The sequence below is a fragment of the Streptomyces sp. NPDC001157 genome, assembly GCF_053598255.1.
This window is the reverse complement of sequence record NZ_JBSFJW010000003.1, coordinates 1-26,910: the sequence shown is the minus strand read 5'-3', so window position 1 is coordinate 26,910 and position 26,910 is coordinate 1. Positions and strand designations below refer to the sequence as shown.

Annotated in this window: 24 protein-coding genes; 6 read left to right on the top strand and 18 right to left on the bottom strand. The window is 69.3% G+C overall.

The window, feature by feature from the left end:
• Window positions 1–108 precede the first annotated feature (108 nt).
• The 12 genes from ACWDAG_RS06195 to ACWDAG_RS06140 form a co-directional block, all read right to left on the bottom strand.
• Window positions 109–1,533, bottom strand: a complete 1,425-nt coding sequence (locus ACWDAG_RS06195; protein ID WP_450694425.1) for a DUF6177 family protein — start codon at window positions 1,531–1,533, stop codon at window positions 109–111.
• Window positions 1,530–5,537, bottom strand: a complete 4,008-nt coding sequence (gene eccCa / locus ACWDAG_RS06190) for a type VII secretion protein EccCa (RefSeq protein WP_450694424.1) — start codon at window positions 5,535–5,537, stop codon at window positions 1,530–1,532. Before eccCa ends, ACWDAG_RS06195 begins: the two co-directional genes overlap by 4 nt.
• Window positions 5,534–7,006 (bottom strand): nucleotide-binding protein, encoded by a 1,473-nt coding sequence (locus ACWDAG_RS06185; protein ID WP_450694423.1) that lies wholly within the window; start codon window positions 7,004–7,006, stop codon window positions 5,534–5,536. The genes eccCa and ACWDAG_RS06185 overlap by 4 nt, the downstream gene beginning before the upstream one ends.
• 16 nt (window positions 7,007–7,022) lie before the next feature.
• The gene (locus tag ACWDAG_RS06180) at window positions 7,023–8,372 is read right to left on the bottom strand and encodes an EsaB/YukD family protein (RefSeq protein WP_450694422.1); all 1,350 of its coding nucleotides are present in this window, start codon (window positions 8,370–8,372) and stop codon (window positions 7,023–7,025) included.
• Between the two features lie 13 nt (window positions 8,373–8,385).
• Window positions 8,386–8,679 carry a hypothetical protein gene (locus ACWDAG_RS06175; RefSeq protein WP_450694421.1) on the bottom strand — a complete coding sequence of 98 codons (294 nt, stop codon included), beginning with the start codon at window positions 8,677–8,679 and terminating at the stop codon, window positions 8,386–8,388.
• 108 nt (window positions 8,680–8,787) lie between these two features.
• Window positions 8,788–9,690 carry a pentapeptide repeat-containing protein gene (locus ACWDAG_RS06170; protein ID WP_450694420.1) on the bottom strand — a complete coding sequence of 301 codons (903 nt, stop codon included), beginning with the start codon at window positions 9,688–9,690 and terminating at the stop codon, window positions 8,788–8,790.
• On the bottom strand, window positions 9,665–12,622 hold the full coding sequence (locus ACWDAG_RS06165; protein ID WP_450694419.1) for a hypothetical protein: 2,958 nt from the start codon (window positions 12,620–12,622) through the stop codon (window positions 9,665–9,667). Before ACWDAG_RS06165 ends, ACWDAG_RS06170 begins: the two co-directional genes overlap by 26 nt.
• A gap of 2 nt (window positions 12,623–12,624) precedes the next feature.
• Window positions 12,625–13,023, bottom strand: coding sequence for a DUF6507 family protein (locus ACWDAG_RS06160; protein WP_450694418.1), 399 nt, complete (start codon window positions 13,021–13,023; stop codon window positions 12,625–12,627).
• A 60-nt stretch (window positions 13,024–13,083) separates the two neighbouring features.
• On the bottom strand, window positions 13,084–13,395 hold the full coding sequence (locus ACWDAG_RS06155) for a pore-forming ESAT-6 family protein (protein ID WP_450694417.1): 312 nt from the start codon (window positions 13,393–13,395) through the stop codon (window positions 13,084–13,086).
• 63 nt (window positions 13,396–13,458) lie between these two features.
• Window positions 13,459–13,791, bottom strand: coding sequence for a hypothetical protein (locus tag ACWDAG_RS06150; RefSeq protein ID WP_450694416.1), 333 nt, complete (start codon window positions 13,789–13,791; stop codon window positions 13,459–13,461).
• A gap of 476 nt (window positions 13,792–14,267) precedes the next feature.
• Complete coding sequence (locus tag ACWDAG_RS06145; protein ID WP_450694415.1) at window positions 14,268–14,708, bottom strand: hypothetical protein; 441 nt, start codon at window positions 14,706–14,708, stop codon at window positions 14,268–14,270.
• A gap of 105 nt (window positions 14,709–14,813) precedes the next feature.
• On the bottom strand, window positions 14,814–15,188 hold the full coding sequence (locus tag ACWDAG_RS06140) for a hypothetical protein (protein WP_450694414.1): 375 nt from the start codon (window positions 15,186–15,188) through the stop codon (window positions 14,814–14,816).
• Window positions 15,189–15,847: 659 nt separating this feature from the next.
• On the opposite strand from ACWDAG_RS06140, the gene ACWDAG_RS06135 reads away from it, so the two are divergent.
• Window positions 15,848–16,882 (top strand): sulfotransferase, encoded by a 1,035-nt coding sequence (locus ACWDAG_RS06135; protein ID WP_450694787.1) that lies wholly within the window; start codon window positions 15,848–15,850, stop codon window positions 16,880–16,882.
• Between the two features lie 290 nt (window positions 16,883–17,172).
• Here the strand turns inward: ACWDAG_RS06135 and ACWDAG_RS06130 are convergent, their stop codons facing one another.
• Window positions 17,173–17,760: a TetR/AcrR family transcriptional regulator gene (locus ACWDAG_RS06130; RefSeq protein ID WP_450694413.1), complete on the bottom strand. Its 588-nt coding sequence runs from the start codon at window positions 17,758–17,760 to the stop codon at window positions 17,173–17,175.
• Between the two features lie 50 nt (window positions 17,761–17,810).
• Between ACWDAG_RS06130 and ACWDAG_RS06125 the strand changes: the two genes are divergently transcribed.
• Window positions 17,811–18,215: a hypothetical protein gene (locus tag ACWDAG_RS06125; protein WP_450694412.1), complete on the top strand. Its 405-nt coding sequence runs from the start codon at window positions 17,811–17,813 to the stop codon at window positions 18,213–18,215.
• Here ACWDAG_RS06125 and ACWDAG_RS06120 read toward each other — a convergent pair.
• The 3 genes from ACWDAG_RS06120 to ACWDAG_RS06110 form a co-directional block, all read right to left on the bottom strand.
• On the bottom strand, window positions 18,208–19,836 hold the full coding sequence (locus ACWDAG_RS06120) for an AMP-binding protein (protein ID WP_450694411.1): 1,629 nt from the start codon (window positions 19,834–19,836) through the stop codon (window positions 18,208–18,210). The genes ACWDAG_RS06125 and ACWDAG_RS06120 overlap by 8 nt on opposite strands.
• A 123-nt stretch (window positions 19,837–19,959) precedes the next feature.
• A complete protein-coding gene (locus ACWDAG_RS06115; protein ID WP_450694410.1) occupies window positions 19,960–20,334 on the bottom strand; it encodes a MazG-like family protein in 375 nt (124 codons plus the stop codon).
• Between the two features lie 22 nt (window positions 20,335–20,356).
• Complete coding sequence (locus ACWDAG_RS06110) at window positions 20,357–20,926, bottom strand: DoxX family membrane protein (RefSeq protein WP_450694409.1); 570 nt, start codon at window positions 20,924–20,926, stop codon at window positions 20,357–20,359.
• A 157-nt stretch (window positions 20,927–21,083) separates the two neighbouring features.
• Here ACWDAG_RS06110 and ACWDAG_RS06105 point away from each other — a divergent pair, with 157 nt between their 5' ends.
• The gene (locus ACWDAG_RS06105) at window positions 21,084–21,410 is read left to right on the top strand and encodes a nuclear transport factor 2 family protein (RefSeq protein WP_450694408.1); all 327 of its coding nucleotides are present in this window, start codon (window positions 21,084–21,086) and stop codon (window positions 21,408–21,410) included.
• Window positions 21,411–21,478: 68 nt separating this feature from the next.
• Here the strand turns inward: ACWDAG_RS06105 and ACWDAG_RS06100 are convergent, their stop codons facing one another.
• The gene (locus tag ACWDAG_RS06100; RefSeq protein ID WP_450694407.1) at window positions 21,479–21,739 is read right to left on the bottom strand and encodes a hypothetical protein; all 261 of its coding nucleotides are present in this window, start codon (window positions 21,737–21,739) and stop codon (window positions 21,479–21,481) included.
• Window positions 21,740–21,939: 200 nt separating this feature from the next.
• Here ACWDAG_RS06100 and ACWDAG_RS06095 point away from each other — a divergent pair, with 200 nt between their 5' ends.
• Window positions 21,940–23,088: a D-alanyl-D-alanine carboxypeptidase family protein gene (locus tag ACWDAG_RS06095; RefSeq protein WP_450694406.1), complete on the top strand. Its 1,149-nt coding sequence runs from the start codon at window positions 21,940–21,942 to the stop codon at window positions 23,086–23,088.
• A gap of 247 nt (window positions 23,089–23,335) precedes the next feature.
• Here the strand turns inward: ACWDAG_RS06095 and ACWDAG_RS06090 are convergent, their stop codons facing one another.
• Window positions 23,336–24,121 (bottom strand): SDR family oxidoreductase, encoded by a 786-nt coding sequence (locus ACWDAG_RS06090; protein WP_450694405.1) that lies wholly within the window; start codon window positions 24,119–24,121, stop codon window positions 23,336–23,338.
• Window positions 24,122–24,292: 171 nt separating this feature from the next.
• Here ACWDAG_RS06090 and ACWDAG_RS06085 point away from each other — a divergent pair, with 171 nt between their 5' ends.
• Together ACWDAG_RS06085 and ACWDAG_RS06080 are read left to right on the top strand one after the other, a co-directional pair.
• A complete protein-coding gene (locus ACWDAG_RS06085) occupies window positions 24,293–25,657 on the top strand; it encodes a multidrug effflux MFS transporter (protein ID WP_450694404.1) in 1,365 nt (454 codons plus the stop codon).
• Complete coding sequence (locus ACWDAG_RS06080) at window positions 25,594–26,796, top strand: serine hydrolase domain-containing protein (RefSeq protein ID WP_450694403.1); 1,203 nt, start codon at window positions 25,594–25,596, stop codon at window positions 26,794–26,796. The genes ACWDAG_RS06085 and ACWDAG_RS06080 overlap by 64 nt, the downstream gene beginning before the upstream one ends.
• The last annotated feature ends 114 nt before the right edge of the window (window positions 26,797–26,910 follow it).

Sequence of the window (26,910 nt, the reverse complement as noted above, 5' to 3'; positions counted from 1 at the left end):
CCCAGGCGCGGGGTGAGTAGCACGTCCCGTGTCTACGGGATCGGCGAGCTCGTGCACGGCGGGTCGTTCACGGCCAGGCTGAAGCCATCCAACCCAGCGCCTTGGCTGCTACGCCGAACTGGCAACTCCCGGGCCGTTCTTGAGGTGGCCGGTCAGGTTCTGAAGTGCCCTCCAGGCCTCGGCGTCAGTTCCGTCCCCGAGCGCGTAGTGGAGCGCCGGATAGCTGGGCGACCCGAGCTGCCGCGGTTGCGTCGCGAGAGGCGGGCGGCGCGCGTGAGTAAGCCCGACGGCGCGCACGTCCCGCGGGCCCAGGGTGAAAGACACCGGAAGGGGCGGCGCTTCCAGGTGTGCGGGCAGGGTGAGGTCCGTGCGGCCGTTGCGGAGAGTGGTGAGCATCGTCGTCAGGCCATGTGAGCCGACGAGCGTGGCGGCTAGGGATTCCAAGGCGGATAGGGGGACTTCGGCGGGTGTGGCGTAGCCGAGCGTGAGGATCGTGTCCTCGGCGACGCCTGCCGTGGTGCGGGTGATGCGGTGGGTGGCGATGGCGGGGTGGTCGGAGGTGCCGATCGCGATGAGGTGGGTCGGGGACGGAGCTCGGTCGCGGGCCAGGTCGGTCAGCTGGCGAGGGGACCAGGGGAGGTTGACGGGTTCCGCGGTGCCCCAGCCCGTGGGTGGCGCGCCGGTGAGGTGGCGCCAGGCTGCTTCGAGAGCTCGGCCGAGTACGAGGTCGGCGTCGGGCGCGCGCACCGTGCGGAACGAGACGGTGAGCTGCCGCTGCTCGGGCGGTGTGCTCGCTGCCGTGAAAGCGTCGGCGACCGTGGTGTCGCTCGGCGCGAACGTGCCGTCCCGCCACGCGAGTCGTACGCCGGAGAAGCCGTCGTAGTAGCCGCCCGCAGGGTCTTGGACCACCCAGCGGTTGGGTGCACCGCCCAGTGCCGTCCGCAGCGGCAGGGTGAGGCGGACGTGGGGTGGTGTGACGAGGTGGAAGGCGCGGTTCGTCTGTGCGGTGGTGCGGAGGAGGTCTGACAGCCAGGCGGTGAGAGGGACGAGTGGGCGGTCGGCCAGGACGACCGCGGTCGAGTCGGTCAGGACGTCGACGATGGGGAGTGCCGAGGGGGGTGCCTGCGTCGGCTGCTCGTTCGGCGAGTCGTCCGGGACCGGGACGCGCGCCGTGTGTGCGGCGCCGGGCGGCCAGCTGGTTCCGCCGAGCAGCATCGTCAGGCGTCCGCAGACGGATCCGGCCAGGGTTTCCGCCTCAGCTATGGCCGTGGAGGCGCGGATCTCCGTCCACCAGAACGGCAGCTCGGGCGCTGTTACTTGGGGGCCTAGGAGGCGTTCCGCCTCGCCGGGGAGATGGACGAGGACCGGTGCCTCGACCGAGACCAGCGGGCGTCCGCCCGTCGTGCACAGCTGCAGGACCGCGCCGTCGTCGGTGGCGGTCAGGCTCAGCTCGGGGCCGCCGGCGTGCAGGCCGGCCAGGAGCGAGCGGGTGTCCGGCATCTTCGGGGTGAGCGCGATGACGTCCTTGGTCACGCGGGGGTCTCCATCGGGTCGGTCTCCTCTGCGAGGGCCGTCTGGATCAGCTGGTGGCGGCGGCCGCGGCGGACCAGGGTGCCCCGGCCGGGCGGCTGCGGAGAGGCGTACAGGCCCGGGAAGAGCTGGCCCTCCGTGCGATCGCCCGTCATGACGAGGGCCGTGGCGCCGGTCTCGCGCAGGGTCGTCAGGAACGGCTCGTACAGCGCGCGCGAGGCGCCCGCGACGCGGCGGGCCACGACGAAGTGCAGGCCGATGTCCTGGGCCGAGGAGATGTACGGCAGGAACGCGTCGAGGGGCTGCTGGCCGGCGGTGGTGAGGATGTCGTAGTCGTCGACAAGGATCACGATCCGGGGCCCGGTGAACGCCGGTTCGTCGCTCAGAGCGTCGGGATCGGCGGCTTCCGGGAGTCGTTTCTCCAGTTCCGTCGCGATGCCGGTGGCGAGGGCGGCGGACAGTTTCGCGTTGTGCGCGTAGCCGCCGCGGTACGGCTCCGGGATCACGCCGCGCAGGCCGCGCCGCGGGTCGAAGATACCGAATACGAGCTGGTCGTCGCCGTATCGGTCCACGAGCGCGCGGGAGATGAGCTTGAGGAGGTTGGTCTTGCCGCATTCGTTGTCGCCCAGGACGAGCAGGTGCTGGTCGGTGCCGAACAGGTCGAGGACGGCGGGAGACAGGGCCTCCTGGTCGACGCCGATCGGTATCGCGTGCGGTACCTCGACGGTGGAGGGCAGGCGCTGTGCGGGCAGCCGGGTGGGCAACACCCGTACGGGAGCTGCCTGTTCGCCGTGCCAGGTGGCGCGCACCGAGCGTACGGCGTCCTCCAGGGCCGGTCCCAGGTCGGTGGTCTGGGCGAGCGCGTCGAGACGGGGGAGGGCGACGTGCGCGAACAGCTTGCCGTCGGTGAGGGCGCGGCCCGGGGTGTCGGCGGACAGGGTCTCGGACAGTTTGCGGTCGACGGAGGAGTCGGCTGGGTCGTTGAGGCGCAGTTCGATACGGCTGCCGAACATCGACTGGGTGGCGATGCGGACGTCGTTCCAGCGCAGCATGCCCGCGACGACGTGGATGCCGTAGCCGCTTCCTCGCTTGAGGAGATCGGCCACGGCGTCGTCCAGGTCGGCGAACTCGTCGCGCAGCGCGCCGAATCCGTCGATGACGAGTACCACATCCGTGGAACCGAGTTCGGGCAGTTCGCCCTTGGCGCGCAGAGCGCGTAGTTGGTCGACGGAGTCGATGCCGTGTTCGCGGAAGAGGGCCTCGCGTTCGGCGAGCATGCTGCGCACCTCGGCGACCGTGCGGGCGGCGCGCTCGTGATCGGCGCGTCCCGCGATCCCGCCTACGTGCGGCAGACCCGACAGCGCGCTCAGACCGCCGCCGACCAGGTCCAGACCGTAGAGCGCGACGTCGTGCGGCGTGTGGGTCACGGCGAGGGACAGGGCCAGGGTGCGCAGCAGGGTCGTCTTGCCGGACTGCGGGCCGCCGATGACGGCCGTGTGTCCGCCTGCGGTGTTCAGGTCGTGCACCCAGCGGCCCTGCCACTGCCGCGCCGGGTCGTCGAGGACCCCGAGCGGGATCCGCAACGGGCCTTCACGGACGCTGAGTTGCAGACCGTCCGCCGAAGCCTGCACCGGTCCGGCCGCCCCCGTCAGCGTCAGTGCGTCGGGCAGCGGTGGTAGCCAGATCCGCCGTACCGGTCCGGCCGCGCCCGTCAGCTGGTCCACCACGGTGGACAGCACGGTCGGTCCGCTGTCCCGCTCGCGCGGCGTGACCATGGTCTCGTCACCCGCCGCCCCGGTCGGCGTAGCCAGGGTGTTGTACGGCGGATACGGCCAGGCCAGCGGCTCGTCGTCGGCGACCGCATCGCGCTGTACCGGCCCGCGGTAGGCGCCGGAGACGTAGCCGGCCTTGAACCGTGTGTACGTGGATGTGTCGACCTTCAGATAGCCGAAGCCCGGCAGCGGCGGCAGGCTGAAGGCGTCGGTGGTCTCCAGGACCGTACGCGACTCGTCCGCCGAGAAGGTGCGTAGCCCGAGCCGGTACGAGAGATAGGTCTCCAGGCCCTTCAACTTCCCGCTCTCGATGCGCTGGCTGGACAGCAGCAGATGCACCCCGATGGAGCGGCCGATGCGGCCGATGGAGAGGAACAGGTCGATGAAGTCCGGTTTGGCGGTGATCAGTTCGCCGAACTCGTCGATCACGACGAAGAGATGTGGGAGCGGTTCGAGGTCCGGGCGGGCGGTGGCGCGCAGTGCCCGGTAGTGCCCGATGTCGGCGATGTTCCCCGCGTCCTTGAGGACCTGCTGACGGCGTTTGATCTCGCCCGCGAGCGAGGTGTGCACGCGCTCGACGAGACCGGCCTGGTTCTCCAGGTTGGTGATGACGCCCGCAACGTGCGGCAGGCTTGTGAACGGGGCAAAGGTGGCACCGCCCTTGTAGTCGACGAGCACCATCGCCAGATCCTCGGGCGGATGCGTCATCACCAACGCGAGCACCAGACTGCGCAGCAGCTCGCTCTTGCCGGAACCGGTGGCGCCCACGCACAACCCGTGCGGTCCCATGCCGAGTTCGGACGACTCCTTGAGGTCGAGCAGGACCGGTTCGTGGCGGTCGTCCAGCCCGATCGGCACCCGCAGGAAGTCACGCTCGCCACGCGGCGCCCACTGCCGGACCAGGTCCAGGGCGGCCGGATCGTCGATGCCGAGCAGCTGGGGGAAGTCCACCGGGCCGGACACCGGCGTGCCGTCGGCGGCCGACTCGGGGGACAGGCGCAGTGGCGCCAGCATCCGGGCCAGCCCTTCGCCCCCGGCGGCACTCACCGGATCCAGGACGCCCGAGACTCGTACGACGTGCTCGCCCCGCAGGTCATCGACGGTGACCCGGTCCCCGTCGACGGTGATCCGCACGGCGACCTGATCGGGCTCGTGCACCTGCTCGGCGAGCAAGTGCACCACGGTCACACCCATGTCGCCGAAAGCAACGGCCGCGTCCGGGCGGGGCAGTTCGGCCGCGTTCTCCCCGAACTCGTCGCTCACCACGAGCAGCCGACTGCTGAGATTCAGCGCTGCGCGGTCGGACAGGCCGCGCCGCACCTCGGCGGCGTAAGAAGAGCGCTTCTTCAGGTCGCCGGCGACGACCCGCGCCAACTGAGCGAGATCGGGCGCGATGCGTCGGGCGGCCACCGGCCCGTCCAGCTCGTCAGGATGGAGGACGTGCGGCAGCCACTTCGCCCACTCCCACTCCGCCATACGCTCCCCCGGCACGCCCAGCGCGAGCGCGACGTCGTCGGGCGCGTGCGTGACGGCGGCCTGTACGAGCAGTGCCCGGGCGACGCGCAGGACGCCCTCGCGGTCGCCGATGACGCTCACGTTGCCCGCGCGGTCAAGCGGCACCGTCAGCGGATGGTCGGTCGTGGTCGCGAACCGGGCCTGTAGCGCCCGCGCCTCGTTGAGCATGAACGGGTCCGGCGGCGTGAGCACCCCACTCGCCGAGTTCTGGCCGACCACCACGTCCTGCACCGGTACGTCACCCACGCCGATGCGTACTTGAAGGAAGTCGGCGTCAGTACGCCGCCGTTCCCACAGCCGCGCCGGATCGCGCACCAGGTCGTACAGGGCTGAGGGAGGAGGGTTCAACTCCCTCGCAGCCTGCCGCCGTATCCGCTCGGCCGTGCCCAACTCCTCGCGCAGTTCCTCCAGATACTCCAGATACCGTTCGCGCTGCACCCGCCGCTGGCGCTGTGCCTTGCCGCGCTGCGACAGGAACAGCGCCACGGCCCCGAGCAGCGCGATGACGAGCACGACCGCGCCGAGGCCCGCGAACTGGCTGGACCGGATGACGGTCATCATCACCACGGACGACATGACACCGGCCATCGGCAGCAATGCCGTGGCCGCGGTGCCCATCTTTCCTTCGGGCAGGTTCGGCGGCGGCTCGATGGTGTGTGCTTCGGCCGCAGGCAGCGGGCGGGTGGCCCGGGCCGGGCGGTGGATCAGGTGTTGCGTCATCGGACCCGCACCGCCCGCTGCAGCGCCTGGGCCGCGAGCTGCGTGGCCGCGCGCCGCGCGCCCGAGCCGAGCAGCTCCGTACGGATGGGTCCGCCGGCCGCGAGGTGCCGGTCGTAGGGCAGGTGCACGATGGTGACCCCTGTTTCGCGCAGATGCGCTGTGGCCGTCTTCAGGTCGAGGTTCATGTCGGGTGTGCCCGAGGTGAGGGCGACGACGGTGGACGCGAGGGCCTCGTGCGGCAGCTGGCCGAGCCAGTCGAGGACGATGCGTGTCCCGCCGACGCCCTCGGCGGTGAGGGGGGCTACGACCACGCGGGCGTGTGCGGTGTCCATCGCGGTACGGGCCACTTCACCGGGCAGCGTCTCGCAGTCCACGATCGTGACGGAGAAGTAGCGGCGCAGAGCGAGCGTCACCGTGCGGTACGTGCGGATGTCCAGCGGGGGGCCGAGGCGTCCCTGGCTCGCGGGCAGCAGCCAGCCGCCGTCCGTGATCGGCACCAAGTACCCCGTGATGTCGGTGAGTTGCATCTGGGGAGTGAGGATGTGGGCCAGTTCGGTGCACGACCAGCGCACCGACTCGGCGCCGAGCCGCACCGGCAGTGTGCCGAGCGCGGCGTCCGCCTCCAGGGCGAGTACCGGGTCGTGTCGGTAGTGGTTGAACGCGCGGGCGAGCAGGGCGGCGGTCGTCGTTTTGCCGACGCCGCCGCGGATCGACGTCACGGCGATCACCCGGCCCGTGGTGACCGGCTGCTGCAACTCCCGCCCGATCCGGGTCTCCTCGGCGACCTCCTGGGAGGCCGACGAGGTCAGCCGCCGGATGGTCTGTCCCGTCCGCCGCGCCATGGAGTCCCCGTGCAACGGTTTTCCCCGCGCGAGGGCGAGGCGCGGGTCGATGGTGGGGACGGATTCGGGGGTGGGGAAGGGGAGGGCAGGGGTGCCGGGGCGGTGACGGACGACCGGCCTGGCGCTTGGCGCTGCTGGGGCTGCGGAGGGATGGGCGGGGCGGGGCGCGTACATATCCGGAGCGGTGGCGGCGGCGGTGGGCTCGGGGAGCTGGGGTTGGGGGTCGGTAGGGGAGGAGCCCGACCGTGCAGGCGCGGGCGGCGCAGTGGCCTCGCGGTTCGGCGTGGTGTGGGGAGTGAGGGGACGAGGCTGGGGGAGCTGCTCGGCCGGTCGGCTCGGCTTCGCGGGCTGCTGCTGCGGTATGTCACCGGGGCGGGCAGGCGAGTCGGTGTACGGGGGAGACGGTTGCCCCGGGTTGGGGCGCTGTTCGTCGGGGTGACGGACCGGGAGGGGTGCCTGGGGGCCTTCCGCTTCCTTGTGGTCCGCCGTAGTACCGCGCCCAAAGCCATCGGGCGCCGAGACATCGTTCGAGTTGGCCGCGGTTTCCGGAGCGGCCGACGCCGGTGCGCTGCCCCGCAGTTCGCGCAGCACCTCGTCCTGCCAACCGCCGCCCTGAGCCCTGGTCATCGCTGCCGCCCCACGCTCACGCGAAGGTGCCGAGCAGCCGCCCGTACACGCCGAAGGCGCCGATCACGAGCGGGAACAGGGCGATCACTCCGACTGACTCGAGCACGTCGCCGAACCGGCGCAGTCGCACCCGTACGTGCTCGGGCGGCTGCACCACGAGCACGGCCAGCGGCACGACCGCCAGCACCACCAGCGCCGCGAGCGGCCCGACCGCACCAGAGTGCTCCAGCCACACCCAGGCCAGCCGAACCGCCACCACAGCGGCCGCCACGAGCAGTGCGACGACCTCAGGGATCAGCGGATACGCCCGCGCCCGCAACGCGAGCACCAGCGCGACGGCCATCGCGAGCAGTACCGTCCACACCGTGGTCGTACGCAGTACGAGTGTTCCGGCGACGGCGGCGGACACCGCCGTCACGATGGTCGCGAGCGCGAGTCCGCGATGCGTGGCCGCGAGTGCCGTCGTCACCTGATAGCGGCTCACCGATGCGCCGCCCGAGCGCCGGTCGTCGAGCCCCGAAAGCCCGGACGCCATCAACGCCAACCGAGGCAGCAGCCCCAGTACGACCACTGACACGACGGCGAGCAACGCCCCGGCCCGCCCCGCCGACTGGAAGGCGAGCGCCACCTCCCAGCACAGCCCGCCCGCAACGAGCGCAGCAGCCCCGAAGACCCCGCCGCGACCGAGTGGCGAGCACCAGCCGAGCAGCAGCAGCGAGACGGCCACCACTCCGGCGACACCCGCGAGCCGCACCGCGCCCGACCAGCCCTGGGCATCGGCCAGATTCCACACCCCGAACACACCCAGGGCGCCACCGGCGACGACAAGTGTGCCGGCGAGCCCGCGCAGTCCGGCCCGGCCGAACGCCGCACCCGCGGCTGCGGCGAGCGCGGCGATGACGAGCAGCACGGCACCCACGGTCTGCGCGGCGAACGCCTGCCGTGCGATGAGGGAGGCGGCCAGCGCCCACCCGACCGTCGCGCTCCCGGCGACGACGCGCCGCGCGGCGGGCCGCCACCGCCAGGCCCGTACGTCGAGATCGTCGGCGGCCTCGTCGGTCACGTCGTGGACGACGGGAGCGGACGGTGCGTCCTCGACACGCACGAGCCGCAACACCGCACCGTCCGCCACAGCCGCCGACTCCAAGGTGGCGTCCGGGTCCAGGACACTGCCGTCGCCCGCCACCAGATGACGTGTTTGCGGCCGCGTACCAACCCGATCGTCCAGCAGCCGCATCACCTCGGGAAGCAGCCGCCCGATCGGCTCCTGCGACGGCAGTACAAGATCGACCCGGCGTCGCTCACCAACCAGAGTGACCCGGCTCAACGCCAGCCCCGCACGGCTCGATGCCCCCGTAGATATCACGCGTTCGAACTTATCACCGGGCGGAAGGCGCACCGGTGGGTGTTTCGGCGGACGGTGAGGACGGTGCCGTGGTCGAGGTCCCATACGGACCCGAGGCCTTGCCCAGAACCCGATGTGAAACGAACGACCACCCCACACACCCGGCACACAACACCGCAGCGATCACCACACCCGCAAACACCTTGCCCAGCCGCTCGTCCACGGTCCGGCGCTGGCGCTGGCCACCGAAGAGCACGGCATCCCGCAGGCGCCGACGCCGGACGGAGACCGACTCGAGGAGTTGGCTGTCGTAGTCCTGGGCTGGCATGTCTCGATTCCTTTGGATCCCTTGGGCGCGGGTGCTCAGGCGCGTGCTTTGTTGAGGCGCCCGTCACCGGATAGGCGGGCAGGGAAGCGGCATGCACGGAGCCGGATGTCAGTCGGTCGCGTCGTTCCTCAGCTTGCGGGTAACCATGGAAATGAACCGGTGGGCTTCTTCCGCAGTGATCTCCACGTGATCGTCATCGTTGTGTCCCAGTTCGTAAAGGCGCAGATACTCAGTTGGCTCCCAGCGCAGGTTGCGAGTAAACGCTTCGTCAGAAGTGAAGTCGCCAGCTCGGCGGCGGCGCACGATGCCTTGGGGATTGCTGCGCGGATAGTCGTTGCTGACCAGCGCGTAGTAGGTGACCATGTCTGCAGGCGAGTTGAGGACCTGTACCGACGCGCCACGCTGGTTCAGCCATAGCTCCAGTTCGAGGCCGGCCAGTTCCCGGAGTGAGCCGTGCTCATCGATGCGTGCTGGGCCGTACACCGTGCCGGAGAGCCCCTGCACGGCCGTGGCTTCGTCGAGCAGAACGTCGAGAGTCGTTTCCTGCACCGTCGCATCGGTGAGGTCGGCGCCTTCGAGACGTGCGTTCAAGAAGGAGGCACCGTTGAGCCGTGCCGTACGGAAGGAAGCCGAGCGTGCGTCAACTTCGGCGAGTTCGGCACTGCCCAGATCCGTGTCGGACAACACGGCGGCTTGCATGCTTGCCCCGTCGAGTACTGCCTTGACGAGCGATGCGCGAGTGAGATCGGCACGGTCGAGAACCGCGCTTTCCAAGTGGGCTCGGTACAGATCAGAATCGACCAGGATGGCGCCCACCAGACGGCTCTGTGTGAAGAGCCCCATGGCCAAGTCGGTACCGGTGAGATCAGCTCCAGATGCATCGAGGCCGGAAAGATCAAGAGTGGTGTCCTCTTGCCCACTCCACGACGTGAGCTCGGCAGCGGCATCCGGATCCGAGGGCATCGAGTGTACGTGTCGATGCACGTCACGGATACCAGACAACTCGATCACTCCAACCGTGCTCTTCGACGATCGCCTTCACATCGTCGATTGCTGCTTGATTTGCATTGCGCATGTCGAGGATAACGACGCGTTCCCTCGTCACGATCTGATCGTTGAGCTTGCGGACCCAGGTGCCGTTGTTGGCCGGGTCGTAGGCCCCCTTGAACGGAAGAGATTTGTCACGAACGTTGTTCAGCGGCGGCCAATCTGAGTGAACGCCCTTGATGTCATAGAATGTACCGGTGCTGGGCGAATAGAGGTCACCTTGATCCGCGCCCGGAGGTCGTTGGATATCCGGGGGAACCTTTCCGGATTCGCGCATGTCGAGAGCGACTCGAGCTTCGTCCATCTCCGAAGGTCTGACCTTGCCCTTATGGTCGGGGTCTTGCTTCAGTTGGTCGAAGTCCTCGTGGTAACGCTCGGCCAGCTCATGGAGATACGAGTCGTGGAGTGTGCGCTCAGCGGGGGTCAGTTCTATAGGCGGCCCATTGCCATGGGCGGACGGGTCGCTCGTGTGGCTGAGCCCGGTGTCATGTGCAGTGGTTGAAGGGTGAGCAGCGGGCAATTCATGATCGAGGCTGATTGCCTCGACTCCATGCGGCACCGGCACCTTGCCGAAGAGTTCACCTTGGTGCGCTCGGATGGCGGTGAGCTCCTCGGGGGAGACCCCGGGCAGCCGCTCCTTCTCGTAGAGGACGTGCCCATCCATCTTTGCGGCGAAGCTGTCCGGTGTGTGGAACTGCACCTCGAACACTCGACCGCTGACCGGATCCCTCCATGTGGAGTTGATCCCCTTGTATCCGGGACTGTTCCAGGTGTCCTTGAAAGTGACGTTCTCGAAGCCCTGAGTACGCAATGTATCCACGGCCTGTTGCACACCGTGCGCGTAGTTGGTTGCCGGGAACTCGACCGTGTACCTGACCGAGTCCTTGATGTCGCCAAGCACGCCTTCTGCTGTTGCGTTCGCCTTTTGGAGCAGTGCTGTCGCGAGCTTCCGCTTCAGGGAGTCCTCGCCCTTCAGCCGGTACTCAAGGCCGATCAAGCGTCCGTCGTCAACGTTGTGCGTGATCTGTTGCAGCGTCTCGGTGATGCGTGGCTCGGCCTCGGTGGACTGCCGGATGAAGTGGTCGGCTGCGGCGTTCGCGTCCGGCGGGAGGCGGAGACCGTTCTCACCCTCCCACGAGCCGTCGGGAAGATTGCCGCGAGGAGGTTCCGGTGCCGCGCCACCCGGCAGGTCGTGACCGCCGATGGGTGGGATCGTGCCGCCGTCGCCTCCCGACCCCGGAGCACCGTGGCCGGTAGTGCTGTGGTCGCCCGTCAGAGTCGTGTCGTGGCCGGGGCTTCCGCCAGGAGCATGCTCGCCGCCTCCGTGGCTGGTGGAGTGGCCGGGGGCGCCGGGTGTTTCGTGGCTGGCCGAAGGGCCATGCGTCAAACCCTCCGTACCGCCGCTAGGCAGGTGAGGTGCGGCACCAGCCGGGGTGCGTGCGCCTGTGCCAGGCCGGCTGTCGCCGCCGTGGACTGAGACGAGTTCGGGCGCGCGAGCCCCTGCTGCGGGCGGGTGCGGGGTGGAGTCCAAGGAAGGGTGGTCACCGGCCGACAGTTCGACCTTGGCTTGGGTGACGTGCTGATGGAGTGTGCCGTCGGCCTTGAGGACGTGGCCGTCCTGAGTGAGATAGACCGGATTGCCCTTGGCATCGACGTACTCGATGGCGTTGTCGGGCACGGAGACCGGGCGTTCCGCGGGCGGCAGCGGGTGTTCGGCGGGCGTGTACCTCTCGCCGACGTTCGCCATGTCCAGGTACGTGCCGGTGTGGAGGTTCTTCAGGGTGCTGAAGGTGTCGCCGACCTTGACGAAGGCGAACTTGCCCACCTTGCCGACGTACGTCATCGGGTCGATGGCCCGGCCGACCTTGCCGACCACCGACAGGGTGCGGGCCGCAGCGCCGGCCTTGCCCGCCCCGCTTGCCGCGCTGCCGACGCCCTCGGTGCCGGCCACGGTCAGGACGTTGAAGCCGAACGCTCCGGCCGCGCGAGCCGGGTTCGTCTTCCACTGGTCGTACGCGACGAAGCCTTTCACCACCTGGGTGTGGACCTTGCGCGACTCGCGCAGCCAGGAGGGCAGTTGGTCGTCCGGGATCAGCCACCAGGTGCCCAGCGTCGCACTGGTGAGGGAGGTGGCGGTGCCCAGCTTGGCGAGGTTCTTCCAGGCCTCGCCGGCCGCGCCCCAGCCGTCCGAGCCGAACAGGGTGCCCATGCCGTGGACGGTGCCGATGACACCGTCGTGCCAGACCCCGTCCCACACCTGCTTGCCCTGGTGGACCAGCCAGGACCAGCCCTCGTACTCCCGCTCGACCGGTGCTCCCCAGGGGGTTTCCTTGGCGTGGTCGAGGTCGTCGGCGTTGTAGCCGTAGGTGTTCTTGCCGTGGGAGCCGTCGTCAGCGCTCAGCCCGGCTCCGCCGATCAGCGCCATGATCTTGTTGTAGGCGGTGCGTTCGGCGGCCTGGAAGGCGGCGACCGTGTGGTTGACGTCGTGCCACAGGTCGTTGTTGTGGTCGACCTTGTCCTGGTCCTTGCGCCAATCGTCACCGGCCGGCAGCGAGTTCACGAACGCGGTCGCGTCGGCCTTGAGCGCGTCCAACTTCTGTACCAGCGGCTGGACTTCGAAACTGTAGTCCGACAGGGCCGTGGCGACCTTCTCCAGGTCGTCGGCGAACGCGTCCGACTTCTGCTTCACCGGCAGCGTGGTGGCGAACAGCTGCTCCGCCTCCGGCGCCGAATAAAACGCGGAAAGGCCCTGGAACTCGGTGTGCACATCCGAGCCGGACGCCCGGAACTGGCCCGCGTCCGCGGTCAGGAGCATCACATCGGTGTCTAGCGTGGCCAGGTCGCCGATGAAGTGCGGGATCCCTGACGGGTCTATGAGCTTCGCCTCGTCACCCACCGCTACTGACCCTCCGTGCGACGACCCGTCTCACTCTTGCCGGGCATGTCCACCGTGGGCTCCTTGGCTGCCGCCTGCTGGGCGTTCGCCGCCTGCTCCAGGGAGCCGGCCATGTAGTGGCGGGTGGCCTCGTCCGCGCCGTTCAGGGACTTCGAAGTCCGCTTGGCGATGTAGAGGAGATCCCGGCTCCAGTGCTCCGCGAACTGGCCCAGTGCCGAGCCGACCAGCCCGACTGTGCTGGTGTACGGCCCGTACTGACTGGTCAGCGTCCCCGCCGCGGAGGCGGCTTCTTCAAGACTGCCCTGCATCGCCGAGCCCGCGTCCGACATGTCCTTCGCCGCGGTCGCCGTCTTGGACAGCACGCCGTAAACGCCTGCCGGATGGATGTCCCACCCCGTCACGACTTTCCCCCTCGTCCCCGTACTTGCCGGGCATCCGCCCGCCCTGCGCCTGCCGCTGCGTCAGCCGATGTTGTCGACGGCCGCCTTGGCCTTGGCCAGGGTCGACTGGGCGGTGCCGTCGTTCTGCTCCATCGTCGAGCGGACCAGCCGGATGATCTCGCGGACCTCGCTGGCCGCGCGGTGCCAGCGGACTTCCTTGCCGTGGTACTCGTCGGCGACGCCGTCCGCGGTGAAGTCGGCCATCGCGGCCTTGACCGCACGGTCGCGGTCGGCCAGTACGCGCTCCAGCTGGCCGATGACGCCGGTGAGGCTGCTCTGGACCTCGGCGGAGGCGCCGGTGTCGTAGGAGCGCCGGTCCTGGTTCTGGGCCATGATCGAGTGTCCCCCTGAAGTTGGTGACGGATAAGGCGGCTTGACGGGTGGTGGCTACGACGCTCAGCGCGCGCCGAAGCGGGCCGCGTCGAAGTTGGCGGCGCCCATGTTCTGGTGCGCGTTGTCGCCCAACTCCACATCACCGGTGCCGAACGCGGTGTCCATGCCGGACTGACCGCCCAGGATCGCGCCGAGCGAGCTGTTCAGCTCGTTGGTGATCTCGTCGGCATGCGCCTTGAACGCGTCGAACGCAGCCTTGCCCGCCCCGTTGAACTTCCCCTCAAGCGGTTCTGCCGCCTGGATCAGCAGTCGGATCAGCGCGCCCAGGTCCTCGCTGGAACCGACGGTGCTCTTGCCGAGCTCCGACAGGGTCGTCGACCCCATGTCGAACTTCATCAACCCACCCCCGTAAGTGTGTTGTGTGCTACTGCTGCATGACCGACGCGACGTGATCGTGTGTCACATACGCCTCACAGCTCGTCGAACATCTTCTCGCATTACACGTTGCAGGCGCAACGCAGAAACGCAGAAGGTGCCGAAGTGGCGTGATCTAGTTCATGAGGGGCCGTGCCGCGTCAGTCCGTGTCCGTGCCGGAACGGAGCCCATCGGACTCCAGAGCGCCTGTCTCGCGATGTCACGGAGGTCGTCGAGTCCGTCTTGCGACTCGGTCGGACCGGGGCGCCAGGCCGGGGTAGGCCTGCCGGTCTGGTCCCGAACTGACGGAGTCCGCAGTCAGCCGCGACTCCTTGCGGGGGGTTCCGCTGGGACGACGCCAGAACTCCTCCCGCGTGCACCGCGCGGGTTCGATTCTTTCGAAGCGGTAGGGCGGCTCTTCGGTGCTCGACGAGGGCGTGGCTCCGCTGCCGATACGTCAGGCGCGGTCGCGTCGGATCAAAGTGTCGTAGGTGCCGAAATTGGGCACGGACTCCCAGTTGCCGGCGACGTCAATGCCGTGGCGGCTTTCCCTGGATTCCTCGCCGTCGACCTCCGCAGTGCGCCGAATGATGCCCTCGGTCGTGAACTCGTAGGACTCCGTGAGTTTTGCGTCCGCATATCCGCCTCGCTCCTCCGAATCGCCGTAGTCGTACGAGGTTGCTGTCTCCAGAAAAAGGGAACCATTGATGAGGGTGAAGGTGTAGTCGAGAGAGTCGCGGCCGTACTCGTCCATGAAAATGAGTGAGGCGTAACCGGTCTCCAGTCGCATTTCCACGCGCAGCGTCGGGGTGGAGTGTTCATCGGGGGAGGCGACAGCGGTGTACAGTTCGCCGGACGCGTGCCTGGCCTGAGCTTGCTCGGGCGTCAGTGAGTTCATGGGTGTCTCGGTAAGGTTGTTCCACTGCTCGCAGTAAGGCCAGATCATGGCTGGTTCAGCCCGTGCCCTTCGGCAGCCGGTAGACGAAGCCCTGCACGTCCCGGATTATCGCGCCAGATAGTACTTGCCCTTCAAGGGTTTCCCAATTGACTGCGGATATTCCGTGCGGGTCTTCGGTGTGTCCGGGATATTTGTTCTCGCCTTGTACTTCTGGTGGATCTCGCGCAGATAATTCCTGAACGTATCCGGCTTGATCTTCGATATTTGATTCTGCTTGCGCGATACGATTCCTTTTCCGGGCCGATACGAGTCGAGGACTTTCCCGTTTTCGAGATACACTTCGTTGGCCGGGTAACGCGGCCAATTGTCTTCAGTGAACTGTCGCCCGTCGTTCCACTTGTCCTGCAGCCACTGCGGAGTCCCCCCTCGCTCCCCACCGCTCGGCCCGCTCGGACTCGTTCCCCCTGCTCCAACGGCCATCAGTACGACACCGGCGGCACCGAGCCCGCCGGCGTTGAGGGCGGCTTCGGCTGAGAGGGCGCCGACAACTCCGCCTCACGAAGAAGGTGTTCAGCGCGTCGAGCAGGTGGAAGGTGTGGATCGTCCTGCCGTCGGGGCCTGCGTCTCCGAAGCCGCGCCACAGCAGGAGTGTCCCGGTGGTGGCCGCCCCCAGCGCGGTGCCGAGACGAAAACGGTGGACCGCAAACAGCTCACCCATGGGCTGCGCCGACGCTGTCCGCCAGGTGCGAAGCAGAGTGGTGAGTTGGTAGGCGATCCAGACCAGGGCAGCGATGCCGAAGCCCATGAGAATCTTCGGCCCCGAACCGCTACTGAAGAACTTCTGGAGACCGGCGGTCGAGGTGAACGAGCCGACGCCCAGGAAGCACGAGGAAGCACGGGATCGACGCGGCGCGCTGGATGAGACGCTCCACGGAACGGCCGACTCGGACCAGCCTGGCGCGCCATGTGGATTCGTTCGAGGACGGCTGCGCGTTGAGGGTGTCCTCGATATGGGGGCGCGGCAGCCGTGGAAGCTTTGGTGGGCGTGCACCCCGCTGCGCCGTAAAGTGGCGCCGTTACCGAGTTGGCGGCACGTGAACGGCCTCACGGGTGATCGGCGGACCATGCGAAAGGTGACCATGCGCTCCTTGACCTTCGTCATCGGTACGGGACGCAGCGGTTCGACCGCGCTGTCGCGCATCCTCAACGCCCACCCGGACGTACTGAGTCTCAACGAGTTCATGGCCTCGGTGGGTGACGCGGCCTTCCCCGAAGGGAAGTTGACCGGTGAGGAGTTCTGGCAGGCGCTCTTCAGGCCCGCCCCGCACTTCGAGCGAATGATCCGCAGTGGGCTGCCGTTGCCCGAGTTCCTCTATACGCGTCGCCCGGGAAGGTACACGGCGGAGACCACGGGTATCCCCGCGCTCTCCCTCATGGTGCTGCCTCATCTCACGGACGATCCGGACGGGCTTCTCGACGAACTCGGGGCAGCGGTGGTCCGGTGGCCCGAACGGGCCGCCGCCGAGCAGCACCGGGCACTGTTCGGTCTGCTGTGCGCGCGGTTCGGGCGGACCGCGGTCGTGGAGCGGTCCGGCTACTCGACCGGGTGGGCGCCAGGACTGCGGGCCGCGTTCCCGCACGCGAGGTTCGTGCACATGTTCAGGGACGGGCCGGACTGCGCCCTGTCCATGAGCCGCCATCCGGGATACCGCACGATCTCACTGCTGCGCGAGATCAAGGCACGGGCGGGCGTCGACAGTATGGGTGACCTGACGCCCGAGCACGTGCGTGCGCTGCCCGCGGACCTGGCTCCACTGCTCGACGAGCGCTTCGATCCCGCGCTCGTACGCGATCGGGACATCCCTCTGCGGACGTTCGGCTCTCTGTGGTCGGAACTCGTCACCGAAGGCATGCGGTTCCTCGGCGAATTGCCCGCCGACCAGCGCAGCACGCTTTCCTATGAGAACCTCCTGGACCGTACTGACGAAGAGCTGACCCGCCTGGCCGACTTCATCGGCGTCGCTCCCTTGCCCGAGTGGCTGCTCGCTGCGTCTGAACTGCTCGACCACAGCCGCCGCGGGTCCGCGCAGAGGCTGCCGGCGGCCGAACTCAAGGAACTGAGCGAGAGCTGTGCCCCGGGCACCCGCGTGCTGGAGTCATGGCCAGGGTGCTGACCAGGCATGGGCCCGGGCGTAAGACGTCCGCGTCCTTCGGCCCCTCGCTGACCAGCGTCCACCAGGATTTGGACGAACTCGGCCGACGTGGTGCGCGCGCTGATCGAGATCCTCGGCGCCCCCGGGGCAGGGCTCCCGCCGACGCCCCACCCTCGCCCCGACCCTGGAAGCCTGGAAGCCTGGAAGCGAGAGCCTGAACTGGGCCCGTAGTGCCGGACCTCGGTGAGGAAGCGGGCCCGTTCCCGATGCGCGTCCTCGCCTCGGGTGGCCTGGTGGACGACGAATGGCACCTACTCCCGCCGCAAAAGCGTCCCCACCGCCCCCTCCAGATACCCCGGAAACTGCCCCACCGAAGGCAGCACACCCGGCACCGCATGCCCCAACTGGCTGTGCCCCAGATAGAAGCTGTACGCCATCAAGCCGCGCTGCCGCGCCTCGCTCTCCCCGAAGCCCAGCTCGGCGAAGAGCCCCGTCAGGTAGTCGATCCGGCGCTCCGTGACCTGCCGTAGTGCAGCTGCCACCTGCGGGTGGTCGGTGCTGGCCAGGAGTGAGAGCTCCAGGGGGTCGGCCGCGCCCGGCTTGGTGACCCGTTGGAACAGAGCGCGCAGGCGGCGCTCCGGATCCGGGTCCGTCTCCACCTCCGCGATGATCTCGTCGGTGTTCGACTCGACCCAGCGGGCGAGTGCCGCCTCGATCAGGGCCTCGCGGTTGGCGAAGTGCCAGTAGAAGCTGCCCTTGGTGGTGCCGAGGCGGGTGGCGAGGGGTTCGACCGCCACCGCTGCGAGGCCGCCGCCCTCCCGGATGGCGGTGAGGGCCGCGTCCGCCCAGTCGCGCGCAGTGAGCCTGGGCTTCCTGGTCTGCTGCTGCCGTTGTGCCATTTCCATACGCTACCGTATGGTTTCCATACGCCAGCGTATGGAGGTGCGCGATGCGCAAGGACAGGCCCGTGGCGGTGGGGTTTCCCGAGGGGGCTCGGCTGATCAGGGCGGCTCTGGAACGGCCCGACTATCAGGACGCGTACGCCATGGAACTGCGGCCCGGGATGCCGCGGGATCCGGCCGCCTGGACGGGCATCTTGCGCGATGCCTTTCCGGTTGTCGCGCGGGAGGGTGGCGAGGTGCTCATGGAGGTCAGCGCGGGCGGGCTGGATGCCTGGGCGTCGATCGTTGTCGATGCCGAGTGCGTGGTGCTGTGCAGCTCCGTGAAGACCAACGCCTGGCGGTCCAAGCTGTATTGGGGTGTGGTGAAGCGGGTGCATCCCTTCATGGCCCGGCTCATGATGGTCCGCACCCATCGTCGGCTCGCCCTCGCCGCTCTGAACGACGTCACTTAGGCAGCCGGCCCGCCACGTACTCCTCCCGGAGCGTGTTCTTGCGGATCTTGCCGGAGCCCGTCAGGGGGAAGGCCTCGACGAACACCCAGGTGCGGGGCGTCTTGTGCGGGGCCAGGTGGGCGCGGACGTGGTCGAAGAGCTCCTTCTCCACCACACTCTCCCCCTCACCCACCGTCTCGCCCGCCGTGTGATCCGGGTTGAGGCGGATGAAGGCCGCGACCCGTTCGCCCCAGACGGGGTCGGGAACGCCCACGACCGCGGCCTCGGCGACGGCGGGGTGTTCGGCAAGGACCTGTTCGATCTCGCGCGGGTAGATGTTCTCGCCGCCGCGGATGATCATGTCCTTCAGGCGGCCTTCGATACGGCAGTAGCCACGCTCGTCCATCGAGGCGAGGTCGCCGGTGTGGAGCCAGCCGTCGGGGTCGATGGCGGCGGCGGTCGCGTCCGGGGCGTCGAGGTAGCCGGTCATGACGTGGTAGCCGCGGGTGCAGAGTTCGCCGGTGGTCCCGGTCGGTACGACCGTTCCTGCCGCGTCCACGATCTTCACCTCGGACAGGGGGAGGGGCCTGCCGACCGTGTGGGCGCGGTCCTCCTGGGTGTCGTCGAGGCGGGTGATGGTGATGCCCGGGGAGGCCTCGGTCTGGGCGTAGATGATGGCCATGGGGACGTTGAAGGTCTGCTCGAGCCGGCGGACCAGTTCGGGTGGGACCGAGGCGCCGCCGGACAGGATGTACCGGAGGGACGACAGGTCGGTGCTGGGGAGCGCCGGGTGTTCGAGCATGGCGATGAGCATCGTCGGTACGCCTCCCATCGCCGCGCAGCGTTCGGACTCGGTGAGTTCGAGCATCAGGCCCGGCTCGAAGTGCGGGGGCAGGACATGGGTGCCGAGGCTGATGACCGAGGCGAGGGTGGCAAGTACGCAGCCCGCGGTGTGGAACAGCGGCATGGGGTTGAGCGCCGCCTCGCCCGGCTGGAGCCCGAAGGTGCGGACGTAGGCCAGCCGCGCGTTGTTGGTGATGCCGCGGTGGTGCAGGATCACGCCCTTCGGGATGCCGGTGGTGCCCGAGGTGTACTGGATCTGGGCCGGTGCCGACGCGTCGACCTCGGGCAGCGTGCGGGCGGTCGCGCCTTCGGCGCAGAACTCCGCCCAGTCCTCGAACAGTACGCTCGTGCGCAGGTCGGGGAGGTCGGCGCGGATGCCGTCCAGGGTGCGGGCCATCGGGTTGCCGCGGTACTCGCGGCGCAGGAAGACGCCCGCCGCGCGGGAGTGGCCGAGCACGTGGCGCAACTCCGATTCACGCAGGGCCGGGTTGACCGTGACGAGCGTGATGTCCGCGAGGGCGGCGGCGAGTTCGAGGATCACCCACTCCGGGATGTTGTTCGCCCACACCGCCACACGCTCGCCCGGTGAGAAGCGGCCGAGCAGGGCACGCGCCGCGCGCTCGGCCTCGTCGAGCAGTTCGGCGTACGTCCACCGGCGGCGCTCGGCGGGGTCCGGCACGCCCTCGACCAGGGCGACCGTCTCCGGTGCCAGCCGGGCGGCGCGGCGCAGCAGTGATCCGACGGTCTCGTCCAGGAGTTCCTCGTCGGACTCGCCCGCCCAGTACGACGTCGCCACCATGTCAGCCCCCGGAGTGTGGTTTCCCTGCGCGTCGGATACGGCGTCAGTATCCGGACCGGGAGCCGCGGTACGCCACCCCGCCCGCTCAATTCCTGTGGCAGGCCGCCCAGTTGCTGCCCAGTGCTACGCCGACGACCCCAGGGAGCGCGCGGTCACCTTCGCCAGATGCCGGGTGAACACCTCCCGGGTGTCCGGCGTCAGCGTGCGCAGGGCCACCAGAGCCGTGATGACGACATCGCAGAGCTCGCCCTGGACGTCCTCCCAGGTGTGGGTGACCCCCTTGCGCGGGTTCTGGCCGGTCGCGCCGATCACCGCCTCCGCCACCTCGCCGACCTCCTCCGACAGCTTGAGCATGCGCAGGAGCATGCCCTCCTTGCCGCCGTGCGGACGGTTCGCGTCGAGCCAGGTCCACAGGTCGTCGATGGCCGCCCAGAGGTCGGGGCAGGCCGGGGGCTCGGGAAGGGCGGGCGTCTCGGTGGGAGGGGCCTGATCAGTCATGGGCCCAGCCTGCCCGCCCGCATCACTCCCTGAACAGCGCCTCTTCCTCCGCGAACAGTGCCTCCTGCTCCTCCGGCTGCTTGTTGTCCTGCAGCCGCTTGTTCCGCGCCCCCACGACCAGCGCCGTGGCCGCCGCCGTCACACCGAGTGCCGTCGGGACCATCCAGCCGCGGTCGAAGACATGGCCGAGCGCGTGGTCGAGGGAGAGACGGCCGGGGCCTGCGACCGCGAGGCCGGTGGCGGCCAGGGCGAGGGTCGCCGCGTACTCGTAGCCGCCCTCCGCGTTGAAGAAGCCGTTCGGTGCGTGCACCGCGGACGCCCCGGCCATGGCGCCGGCCGCCGCCGCACCCGCCGCCGGGGTGGCCAGGCCCAGCGCCAGCAGTGTGCCGCCGCCGGCCTCCGCGAGGCCCGCCGCGGTCGCGCTCGCCTTGCCGGGCGCGTAGCCGACCGACTCCATGAACTGGCCGGTCCCCTCGATGCCGTGTCCGCCGAACCAGCCGAACAACTTCTGCGCGCCGTGCGCCGCCAGCACGCCGCCGGCACCCAGCCGGAGCAGCAGCAGGCCCAGATCACGCCGGTCGTAAGCGCTCATGATTTCTCCCGGGACAGACAACAAGGACATATAACGGGTCCGGACAAACAGGAACACTCCCCTCCGCGTGTCCACCGTCCCACTCCTCACACCTCCCGGACCCGTCCGCGCAGCCGTTCGGGTGGCGGGTCCCGGCGGGCGGTGTGACTCTGCTGGCATGACGATTCAGCCAGCCAAACTCAGCGACCCGGCCGTCCGTGCGTTCGTCACCGCCGTCAACGCCCACGACCGCGATGCCTTCCTGGCCCTCCTCACGGAGAACGCGACCATGGCGGACGACGGCTCCGACCGGGACCTCAACGAGTGGATCGACCGGGAGATCTTCTCCTCCAACGGTCACCTGGACGTCGACAACGAGTCCCAGGGCGGCCGCGCCCTCCTCGCCCACTACCGCAACGACGCCTGGGGCGAGATGCGCACCCGCTGGAACTTCACGATCGAGGACGACGGTCGCATCTCCCGCTTCGAGACCGGCCAGGCGTAAGTCACACGCGCACACCCGGACGTACACGCGTACCCCCGCCCCCCTTGCCTTCGTACGCGCGCCAACTCCTACCGTTCCGCTCGGCTGGGGCAAGGTCGACGACGAGGAGTCCGTACGGGCGATCCGGCGCGCCCTCGACCGCCGTGGACAGGGAGCCGGAGACGGTGGACGCGGGGGCGAGACTTCGCCTTGCCCTGGGTGAAGGAGGCGTCGACCTCGGTGACGCTCAGGGTGATCGCGCCGATCGCGGCGGACACGCCCTGCTGGGCGGCGACCAGGGCCGCCTTCTTTCTGCGGCCCGGTTCGCGCTTGAGATAGATGCCGAACATCTCGTTCCGCGAAGGTTCTTGGCGCCCGCTGTGGGCGCTGCCACAAGCCAGGGAGAAACCTTTGAGCCGAACTGAGTAAAGGATGTGTAAGAGCTGAGAATGTCGGATGCCAGGTCAGAATTCCGTAAGACAGGCAATTCCTATGCCGTGGACGGCGTACTGCCAGGAAACCGCTGTTGGATGGGTGTTACCGTCCCGGGGTGCACGGTTCTTCCCCCCTCTCCCGGCGTGCCGCTCTCGGCCTTGCCGCAGCCGCCATTCCGCTTGCCGCGGCGACCCCCGCTTCCGCCGCCGTCACCGTCGTCGGTGGTGAGCGACTCGCCCGTAAGGGAATTCAGGTGAGCGGCGCCACAGGGCTGCCCGGGAAACTCACCGCAAGTGCCTGGATCATCGCCGACTGCGAGAGCGGGGAGGTGCTCGCCTCGTTCGCCGCGCACCGGCGTCTGCCGCCCGCGTCCACGCTGAAGATGCTGTTCGCCGACACGGTCCTGAAGAAGTTCCACCGGACCGAGCGGTACAAGGTGACCGACGCCGACCTGGCCGACATTCCGGCCGGCTCCAGCCTGGTCGGGGTCAAGCCCGGGATCACGTACACCGTCGAGCAGCTCTGGCAGGGCGTCTTCCTCCGCTCCGGCAACGACGCCGTGCATGTGCTCGCCCATATGAACGGGGGAGTGGCGAAGACGGTCGCCGAGATGCAGGCCAAGGCCGAGGATCTGCAGGCTCTGGACACCCATGTGGTCAGCCCGGACGGCTTCGACCAGAAGGGTCAGCTGTCCTCCGCCTACGACCTCACCCTCTTCGCCCGGCACGGACTGAAGAACGCCGACTTCCGGGAGTACTGCCACACCAAGATCGCCGACTTCCCGGCCGGCGGCAGGAAGACGTTCCAGATCCAGAACACCGACCGCCTGCTCACCGGCGCGTGGGGCTTGAAGACGTACGACGGACTGATCGGCGTCAAGAACGGTTACACCAGCCACGCCGGCAACACCTTCACCGGTGCCGCCACCCGCGGTGGCCGGACCCTGCTGGCCACCGTGATGCACCCCAAGAGCGGCTACAACGCCGTCTACGAGGAGACGGCCGCGCTGCTCGACTGGGGCTTCACGCACGGCGGTTCGGCCGAGCCGGTGGGCACGCTGGTCGAGCCGCTCAGCGAGGGCGGGGCCAGGGCGACGCCCACCCGGAAGACGGCCCAGGCGGCGGCCGGCGCCCCGGGTGCGGGGTCAGGGGACCCCTCGGCCTGGCGGCTGCTGGAGGGCGCGGGCGGCACGATCGCCCTGCTGGCGGGCGGCGTCTGGGCGCTGCGCAGACGCGGCAAGGGCGGCGGCAGGCACGCCAACTGACGTATGTGGCAGCCGTTCCACCCACCGGTGCGTACCTCGCGGTCCCACGCGAGATCCACCCCCACCCGGTGCGGTGGAACGGCTGCCATCCCCCCTCGGCATGGACTGCCGGCCTACGGAACCTCACTCCCCCAAGTGTGAAGCTCTTGTGTAGGAGATTTGAGCATAGGTCCACAACCGGCTGCAATGGTGCGGACGCTCAAATTCCGGTTGTGCAAGTTGATGAGTTGAGGGCCTGCCGCGGCGCTCAGCCCCGGCCCACGTACGGCATCGCGGTCGCCAGAACCGTCGCGAACTGCACGTTCGCCTCCAGCGGCAGCTCGGCCATGTGCCGCACCGTGCGCGCCACGTCGGCGACGTCCATCACGGGCTCGGGCGCGATCTCGCCGTTGGCCTGCAGTGCGCCGGTCTGCATCCGTGCCGTCATGTCGGTGGCCGCGTTGCCGATGTCGATCTGCCCGACCGCGATGTTGTACGGCCGCCCGTCCAGCGAGAGCGACTTGGTGAGACCGGTCAGCGCGTGCTTGGTCGCCGTGTAGGCGACGGAGTGCGGCCGAGGCGTATGGGCGGAGATGGAACCGTTGTTGATGATCCGTCCGCCCTGCGGGTCCTGCTCCTTCATCTGCCGGTAGGCCGCCTGCGCGCACAGGAACGCCCCGTTGAGGTTGGTGTCCACCACATGCCGCCAGGCCTCGTACTCCAGCTCCTCGACCGGCACCCCGCCGGGACCGAACGTCCCCGCGTTGTTGAACAGCAGATCCACCCGCCCGAACCGCTCGACGGTGGCGGCGAACAGCGCGGCCACCTCCTCCGGCCGCGAGACGTCGGTCCGTACGGCGAGACAGGCGCCGCCCGGCATCAGCGCCGCCGTCTCCTCCAGCGTCCCGGGGCGCCGCCCCGCCAGCGCCACCGACCAGCCCGCACGCAGCAGCTCCACGGCAACCGCCCGCCCGATGCCGGAGCCGGCGCCGGTCACCACCGCGATCCTCGACTGCCCGCCGGTCCCCTGCTTCTCAGTCTCCATGGCATTCATGGGCCCGCAGCGTAGGCGAGGGTCCGGCATGCGGGACGAGACCGTCCGCCATCCGGGTTCGAGTGGCCTGACGCGCAAGTGACATTCGGCACTGTGTGCGAGCTGAGACCATAGGGGGCGCATCACCCGGAGAATCCGGAGAATCCGGAGAGATCGGAGAGGGAGGGGCACATGCCCGAGCAGGGGGCGTCGACTCCGCATGTGTCGACACCACACATAGAGCAGGCGGCCGGACCGGCATCGGAACCGCCCGCCGCCCGCACCGTCCCCCGTACCGGACTGCTCGTCACCCTGATCCTCGGCGGCCTCACCGCGACGCCCCCGCTGGCGATGGACATGTACCTCCCCTCGCTCCCCGAGGTCACCCACTCCCTGCACGCACCCGCGGCCACCGTCCAGCTCACCCTCACCGCCTGTCTGCTGGGCATGGCGCTCGGTCAGTTGGTGGTCGGCCCGATGAGCGACCGGTGGGGCCGCCGGCGCCCCCTGCTGATCGGCCTGGTCGCCTACGTCGTCTCGACCGTCCTGTGTGCGCTCGCGCCGACCGTCGAGTCGCTGGTCGCGTTCCGGCTCGCGCAGGGGCTGGCGGGCGCGGCTGGGATCGTCATCGCACGCGCCGTGGTCCGCGACCTGTACGACGGCGTGGCGATGGCCCGCTTCTTCTCCACCCTCATGCTGATCGGCGGGGTCGCCCCGATCGTCGCGCCGCTGATCGGCGGCCAGATCCTGCGGGTGACGGACTGGCGGGGGGTGTTCGTGGTGCTCACGGTCGTCGGGACGGTGCTGACCGGGCTCGTCTGGGCGAGGCTGCCCGAGACGCTTGCGGCGCGGATGGGGGTCCCCCCGCTCGAGCGAAGCCGAGAGCGGGGGAGGCACGGCGGGGGAGTGGGCGAGGCCCTGCACACCATGCGGCGCCTGCTCGCCGACCTTCCCTTCACCGGGTTCATGCTCGCGGGCGGCTTCGCGTTCGCGGCGCTCTTCGCCTACATATCCGCCTCCCCCTTCGTGATCCAGGAGATCTACGGCGCCTCCCCGCAGACGTTCAGCCTGCTGTTCGGCCTGAACTCGGTGGGGCTGGTGGCCGTGGGCCAGATCAATGGAAAGCTGCTGGTCGGAAAGGTCCGCCTGGACCGGGCGCTGGGCGCGGGCCTGCTCGTCGTCATCGCCGCCGCGACGGCCCTCCTGCTCATGTCCACCGGAGTCTTCGGCAAGGTCGGCCTTGCGCCCGTCGCCGCGGCCCTCTTCGTCCTGATGTCCGCGATGGGGGTGACCCTGCCCAACGCCCAGGCCCTCGCCCTGATGCGCACCAAGCACGCGGCCGGCTCGGCGTCCGCGCTGCTCGGCACCTCCTCGTTCCTCATCGGCGCGGTCGCCTCGCCGCTGGTCGGGATCGCCGGAGAGCACACCGCCGTCCCGATGGCCGTCGTCCAACTGGCCGCGGCGCTGGTGGCACTGGGCTGCTTCGTGGGAATGTGCCGACCTCGCAGCGAGCCTTACGACACAGGTCGTACGAGCGTGGAAGGAGCGGGGAGCTGAGCGCACCGAGACTGCGCAGGGACAGTCCCGAACGGGCCGGACTCGACCCCGGCGAACTCCACCACCTCGTCCAGGAGGTCCACGACCTCACCACCGGGGACCATCCCTGGGCCGCGGGCACCGTCGTCGTCGCCGGGCGCGGCCCGGTGATCGCCGTCGAGGAGGCGGCGGGGTGGGCCGTCAGATACTCGGCCTACGACCCCGAAACGGACCGAGGCGTCGAACTTCCGCCCCCGGACCGGGTTCCGATGACCGTCGACACACCCGTCGACCTGGCCTCCCTCACCAAGCTGTTCACCGCGGTCGCCGCCGTGCAGCAGATCGAGCGCGGCACGCTCGGCATCGACGCGCGGGTCGGGGCGTATCTGCCCGAGTTCCGCGCGGCGGTGCGGCACGGCATCACCGTGCGGGAGCTGCTCACCCATACCTCCGGGCTGCGGCCCGAACTCCCGCTGTACGACTGCGCCGACGACGCGGAGCGGCTGGAGAGGCTGCGGGCGGAGGTGCCGATCGGGGTGCCCGGGACGTACACGTACTCCGACCTCAACTTCCTCCTGCTCCAGTTCGTTCTGGAACGGGTTTCCGGCCGCACCCTGGACGTCCTGATCCACGACGGGATCACCCGTCCGCTGGGGATGCTGTCGACCGATTTCGGGCCCTGTCCGGGGGCGGCGGCGACGGAGGATCAGCGGCGGCCGTGGGCGAAGGCCGACCGCGGGATGGTGCGCGGTGTCGTCCACGACGAGAACGCATGGGCGCTGGGCGGCATCGCCGGCCATGCGGGCCTCTTCTCGACGGGGCGTGACCTGGCGGTCTTCTGCCGGACTCTGCTCGCGGGGGGTTCCTACGGGCCCGCCCGCATCTTGGGTACGGACTTCGTCGAGCTGCTGCTGGCTCCGCCGGGGCTGGGCTTTGCCGTCGACCAGGCGTGGTTCATGGGGGAGCTGGCGGGGCGGGGGGCGGCTGGGCACACGGGGTTCACGGGAACGTCGGTGGTGTTGGATCCGGCGACGGACACGTTTCTGGTGCTGCTGGCGAATGCGGTGCATCCGCGGCGGCGGGGGCCCGACAGCCGCCCGCGCGCGGCGGCGGCGACGCGTCTGGCGCGGGCGGTGCACCGCAGCCCGCCCGGGACTTGATCTTTCGCCCCCGCCGCCCCTACCCGTCCCGTCCCTGGGGGCTGCGCCCCCAGACCCCCGCTTTCGGCCTGAACGGCCTCGTCCTCAAACGCCGGACGGGCTGAAAGACCAGCC

What these genes read in the sequence shown, in the direction of transcription:
- ACWDAG_RS06135 (WP_450694787.1), top strand. Translation starts at nt 15,848, where the DNA reads ATGCGCTCCTTGACCTTCGTCATCGGTACGGGACGCAGCGGTTCGACC.
- ACWDAG_RS06140 (WP_450694414.1), bottom strand. Translation starts at nt 15,188, where the DNA reads ATGGCCGTTGGAGCAGGGGGAACGAGTCCGAGCGGGCCGAGCGGTGGG.
- ACWDAG_RS06185 (WP_450694423.1), bottom strand. Translation starts at nt 7,006, where the DNA reads ATGACCAGGGCTCAGGGCGGCGGTTGGCAGGACGAGGTGCTGCGCGAA.
- ACWDAG_RS06125 (WP_450694412.1), top strand. Translation starts at nt 17,811, where the DNA reads ATGCGCAAGGACAGGCCCGTGGCGGTGGGGTTTCCCGAGGGGGCTCGG.
- ACWDAG_RS06110 (WP_450694409.1), bottom strand. Translation starts at nt 20,926, where the DNA reads ATGAGCGCTTACGACCGGCGTGATCTGGGCCTGCTGCTGCTCCGGCTG.
- ACWDAG_RS06150 (WP_450694416.1), bottom strand. Translation starts at nt 13,791, where the DNA reads ATGAAGTTCGACATGGGGTCGACGACCCTGTCGGAGCTCGGCAAGAGC.
- ACWDAG_RS06090 (WP_450694405.1), bottom strand. Translation starts at nt 24,121, where the DNA reads ATGAATGCCATGGAGACTGAGAAGCAGGGGACCGGCGGGCAGTCGAGG.
- ACWDAG_RS06145 (WP_450694415.1), bottom strand. Translation starts at nt 14,708, where the DNA reads ATGAACTCACTGACGCCCGAGCAAGCTCAGGCCAGGCACGCGTCCGGC.
- ACWDAG_RS06115 (WP_450694410.1), bottom strand. Translation starts at nt 20,334, where the DNA reads ATGACTGATCAGGCCCCTCCCACCGAGACGCCCGCCCTTCCCGAGCCC.
- ACWDAG_RS06100 (WP_450694407.1), bottom strand. Translation starts at nt 21,739, where the DNA reads ATGTTCGGCATCTATCTCAAGCGCGAACCGGGCCGCAGAAAGAAGGCG.
- ACWDAG_RS06130 (WP_450694413.1), bottom strand. Translation starts at nt 17,760, where the DNA reads ATGGCACAACGGCAGCAGCAGACCAGGAAGCCCAGGCTCACTGCGCGC.
- ACWDAG_RS06085 (WP_450694404.1), top strand. Translation starts at nt 24,293, where the DNA reads ATGCCCGAGCAGGGGGCGTCGACTCCGCATGTGTCGACACCACACATA.
- eccCa (WP_450694424.1), bottom strand. Translation starts at nt 5,537, where the DNA reads ATGACGCAACACCTGATCCACCGCCCGGCCCGGGCCACCCGCCCGCTG.
- ACWDAG_RS06105 (WP_450694408.1), top strand. Translation starts at nt 21,084, where the DNA reads ATGACGATTCAGCCAGCCAAACTCAGCGACCCGGCCGTCCGTGCGTTC.
- ACWDAG_RS06175 (WP_450694421.1), bottom strand. Translation starts at nt 8,679, where the DNA reads ATGCCAGCCCAGGACTACGACAGCCAACTCCTCGAGTCGGTCTCCGTC.
- ACWDAG_RS06120 (WP_450694411.1), bottom strand. Translation starts at nt 19,836, where the DNA reads ATGGTGGCGACGTCGTACTGGGCGGGCGAGTCCGACGAGGAACTCCTG.
- ACWDAG_RS06155 (WP_450694417.1), bottom strand. Translation starts at nt 13,395, where the DNA reads ATGGCCCAGAACCAGGACCGGCGCTCCTACGACACCGGCGCCTCCGCC.